Here is a 4,844-nt window from a genome sequence, read left to right as displayed (position 1 = left end):
GTTCCTGGTTTCTCCGTCTTTATCTATTCGTCTTGATCATGAAGACAGAACAAAATCAGTTGGAATGAATCTTTATCCTTCCGAAATCGGTAGAACGCTGGAAAGATATAAAAAAGAACTTGCTGATTATCAAACAATGAAAGATACAGTTAAAACGGATGAGGAACGAGAGCAAGCTCAGGAAGGAATCGATCATTACCAGGAATTGATCGATAACTATATGCAGCATCCGATCCAGAAAAGAGCAATGCAGCTTGCCGAAGAAAACAAACTGAAAGAACGCACGAAATTTCTATACAAATCCAGAAAATATGCCAGCAACTCTTATGAATATAAAATCGTGAAATCAGATGGAAAGGGGCATTTTTCGGAAACTTCAATTTATTCCAAAGCAGGTGATGAACCAGTTGAAACTAACGAATTCAATTCATCTCTCGAAGGATTTGGTACTGATCATTTTTATCCGAAATCAGATTGGTTCAAATCAAAAATGTTCCCGTCCTTGATCGCAGCTCTTATTTTCGGATTGTTAGTGTTTATTATGGTCGGAAGGGCTAAAAAAGGTCATGATCTATTTATCAGACCGATAGCCGGAATCCAGGAAATCGATAATGCTATCGGACGAGCAACGGAAATGGGACGACCGATCCTGTTCGTTCCGGGTCTTTCGGGAATTCAGGATGTTGCCACTCTCGCTGCTCTTGCTATTTTGGGAAGAGTTGCCAAGAAAGCAGCAGAATATGATACTAAAATATTAGTTCCTGTAAAAGATTATATTGTTCTTCCCATAGCTCAGGAAATTGTCAAAGAAGCTCATTATGAGGCTGGAAGACCGGATACTTATGATAAAGGCAGCGTGTTCTTTATCACCACCGCTCAATTTGCTTTTGTTGCCGGTGTGAACGGAGTGATGATCAGGGAAAAGACAGCAACGAACTTCTATATGGGAATGTTCTATGCCGAATCATTGATCATGACCGAAACCGGTTGTTCGACCGGAGCGATTCAGATTGCCGGAACAGACGCTGTCACCCAGATTCCATTCTTTATCACAACCTGTGATTATACTTTGATCGGTGAAGAATTATATGCCGCCTCAGCATACCTGGCTCGTGAACCCTTAATGTTAGGTACTTTGAAAGCTCAAGATTATTTCAAATTCTTGATCCTTGCTTTTGTCATTGCCGGAACTGTTTTATCGAGTTCTCACCTGACATTTTTAATTAATGCTTTTCCTGATAAATAGGAGGATAAATGAAAAGACAAATTCCCTTAATAATCATCATAACTCTTGGCTTCATGTTCGCTGCTCATGCTCTGATCCCAAGTAAATTATCACAGGATTTCTTTGACTGGTATCAGGGTTGGGTAAAAGCAATTTCTCCCTTTGCTGTCAGTCTTGGTATTATGAGCATATTTATGGTTCACGGAACGAAAATTAAACGAAAAGTCCCGAACTGGCAATATAGTCTGGTAACTTTAATAACGCTAGTTTTCACGGCAGCTTCCGGATTTTTCTGGGGTACCCAGGAAGGTTCTCCTTTTATGTGGCTCTTCAAGAATGTGCAGATGCCGATGAGTGCAACCATGTTCTCATTACTCGCCTTCTATATTGCTTCGGCTGCCTATAAAGCATTCCGGGCAAAAACAGTTGAAGCAACCGTACTTCTGCTTGCGGCTATCGTCGTGATGTTAGGTCAGGTTCCTCTCGGAATGGAAATATCGAAATGGATTCCCGAAACATCCCAATGGATATTGAATGTTCCTAACCTTGCTGCCAAAAGAGGAATTGCTCTTGGAGTCGGCTTGGGAATGACTGCAACCTCTTTAAAGATCCTGCTTGGAATTGAACGAACTTATCTGGGTGGAGGTGATTAAAATGAACTTTTTTGAAAAAATGCAAGCTCTGGATAGAAGATATATTTATCTTGTGGTTGCCCTCGCAATCATCATTCCATTACTTATCCCTTTTAATTCCAGAACTTATACGACCACACCTGTGGAAAATGTCTATAAAATGATAGACTCTTTTGCCGGTAAAAAAAATAAAGCTGTTTTAATGTGTTTTGATCATGATGCCTCGACCATGGCGGAACTCTATCCTATGGAAGTCTCGATTTTAAGGCATTGTTTTGAACGAAATGTAAAAGTCTTTACTCTTTGTTTTATACCGTCTGCTTCACCTCTTGTCGATTATGCCATCAATAATGCCAAAGAGGATTTTCCGCATATTAAATCCGGTGTTCATTATTGTAATTTCGGGTATAAACCGATAGGATTGTTTTTACCGATCGTTCTCGGAATGGGAGATGATATAGCCGAAGCTATCGATACGGATTCAGAGGGAAGAAAGATAGAAAACCTGGAAGTTATGGAGGATATCAGAAATTATGACGATATGAATCTGGTCGTAGATTTCGCTGCCTCCAGTGCTGTATTTTCCTGGATCTATTATGCCCGGGTAAGATTTGGAGCAAACATCGCTGCCGGAATCACGGCTGTGATGGCTGCAGATAATTATCCCTACCTGCAGACAGGACAATTGATCGGAATGTTGAGCGGTTTAAAAGGAGCGGCAGAATATGAAAAATTAGTCGATGCCTTTGCTGCTTATAAAGATACAAATTTCCCGGATGGACGACCTTTCAGTAAGGAAATTGAAAAGGAAACCTGGATCAAAATTACAGATAAAGAATTGCCTTATAAGTTCAAAACAGCAAGAATCGGAATGAATGCTCAATCTGTAGCACATATTATGATCATTTTTTTCATAGTTCTTGGTAATATCGGATATTTTGTGATCCGTAAAAAGAAAAGTAAAGATCTGGGTTAGGAGGAATTATGTCATTTGAAGCTATAAGTAATTTAGTTGGAGCATTTTTGACCTTGTGTATTTTTTCATTCTTATACAAGGATAATCCTTTTTATAAATTTGCAGAACATTTACTGGTCGGTGTTTCCATGGGATATGCAATTCCTCTCGTTTATGAAAATGCTTTTATCCCCTTCGTTTACAGACCGATCTTCTTACAGAATAAATTTATCTTCATCATTCCCTCGATTCTGGGAATTTTATATATTTTCAGATTCAGTAAGAACCTGAGCTGGCTTTCCCGATACCCGATCGTCTTTTCTATGGGTATTATCGGGATGAGCGTTATCAATTCCATGCATGCCAGCGTTCTGGTTCAAATGAGAAGTGCGATGCTTCCGCTTAACAATATCGATACGATCTTGATCTTTATCGGAACGGTCACAATCCTGATGTATTTCTATTTTTCCAAAGAGCATAAAGGCATTTACGGGAAAGTAACAAATATCGGGATCTGGTTTATGATGGTAGGATTTGGAGCATCGTTCGGATACACAGTGATGGCTCGTATTTCGCTTCTCATCGGCAGACTTCAGTTCCTGCTGGGAGACTGGCTGGGATTGATAAAATAAAAGGAATTCATTAGTGCTCCTTGTGCAAAAAGGAAACTCTTCATTCTTAAGAGGAGATTTGTAAGCCTGTGGCTTATTAAAAAAAAGGATTTGAAAATAAAAAAACTTGCTTTCTAAAATAAGTTTTTTGAATTTGAACTAAAGATAAAACTTGGAGGAAATATGAGAGTATTAAAATATCTTGGAATTTTGCTTTTTGTCTTTCTCTTCTTTGGATGCAGTAAAGACGAAGACACACCCACAGATCAAACTATAACGGGTTTAGGTCTTTTTGATAACGATACTTATGATTATGTTTTTTTTGTTGAAAACTCTGAAAAAACCGGAGTGGCAACCGAAGATTTTGAAACCGGTGAAATTGGAGACTTTATAACTACTGACTGGAGTATTGTGAATACAAACCAAACCAGACTTGATGGTAGTTATAGCCTTAAATCGAAGGAAATTGGGAATAGCGGTTATAAAGCAAACGAAAATTTTGAGGAAGAAAATTTGGGTGATTGGGATGTTTCAGGAAATCCAGATCAAGATAATCAATGGCATATTGACGACTCAAATTCATCCGAAGGAACTTTTTCAATAAGATCCGGAGATATACCGGATTCCTATTATGAACAGTTTGCAGATGGGATTATTCCCGATAATTGGACAACAAATTGGGAAATCGATAGCCTTAATACTGTTTATTCTGATTTCAGTGCTAAATCTAATCCTATTTCTGATGGAGAATCAACAGGAATCGAAGTTGACCACGAAGCTGTTGCTGATGGTTACATCCGATTTTTCACAAAAATTTCTTCGGAAGAAGATCATGATTTCCTGACTTTTTATATCGATGACGAGGAAATACAAAACTGGTCGGGAGAAAGAAACTGGGTTTATTATTCTTTTCCGGTTACTGCCGGAGATCACAACTATAAATGGATCTATGAAAAAGATGCTGCTGGAAGCGATAGTCTGGATTGTGCCTGGATCGAATCGATTTATTTTCCGCAAAGCATTTCGATAATATCAATCGATATAGATTGCCCGACAGATGATGAAATAGCATTTGATTTGAAAGTTTCTTCAGAAACCAATTATGATGGTCTGGTATTTCATATCGATGATGAAGATATTGGTGGATGGTTTGGTGACCTTGACTGGGAAAGAGTAATTATTCCGATCTCTGCCGGTTCTCACACCATTTCCTGGATTTATGTCAAAAACGAAGTAAGCAGTTTTGAAGACGATTGTGCCTGGATAGATAATATTAAATTCCCGCAAAGTGTTTCGGAAGTATTCCTGACTTATGATATGCCTGATGCAGGTGCGGTTTCTTTCTTTAGAAAAGTATCTTCCGAAGTTGATAGTGATTTCCTGAAATTCTATATTGACAGGGAAGAAATAGCAAGCTGGTC

The 4,844-nt window shown here is 38.6% G+C and carries 4 protein-coding genes; all 4 read left to right on the top strand.

Annotated elements, in window-relative coordinates; genetic code table 11:
* Positions 1 to 1,254 precede the first annotated feature (1,254 nt).
* Positions 1,255 to 1,878, top strand: coding sequence for a hypothetical protein (locus ENL20_05595; protein ID HHE38030.1), 624 nt, complete (start codon positions 1,255 to 1,257; stop codon positions 1,876 to 1,878).
* A 1-nt stretch (position 1,879) separates the two neighbouring features.
* The gene (locus ENL20_05590; GenBank protein HHE38029.1) at positions 1,880 to 2,833 is read left to right on the top strand and encodes a hypothetical protein; all 954 of its coding nucleotides are present in this window, start codon (positions 1,880 to 1,882) and stop codon (positions 2,831 to 2,833) included.
* Between the two features lie 8 nt (positions 2,834 to 2,841).
* On the top strand, positions 2,842 to 3,444 hold the full coding sequence (locus ENL20_05585) for a hypothetical protein (protein HHE38028.1): 603 nt from the start codon (positions 2,842 to 2,844) through the stop codon (positions 3,442 to 3,444).
* 162 nt (positions 3,445 to 3,606) lie between these two features.
* Positions 3,607 to 4,844, top strand: a 1,238-nt coding sequence (locus ENL20_05580) for a hypothetical protein (protein ID HHE38027.1), incomplete at its 3' end; no start/stop codon positions are given.

This window comes from Candidatus Cloacimonadota bacterium (assembly GCA_011372345.1).
In the GTDB taxonomy this organism is placed as follows: domain Bacteria; phylum Cloacimonadota; class Cloacimonadia; order Cloacimonadales; family TCS61; genus DRTC01.
Note: the sequence above shows the minus strand (reverse complement) of the source record. Positions and strands in the feature narration are given on the sequence as shown.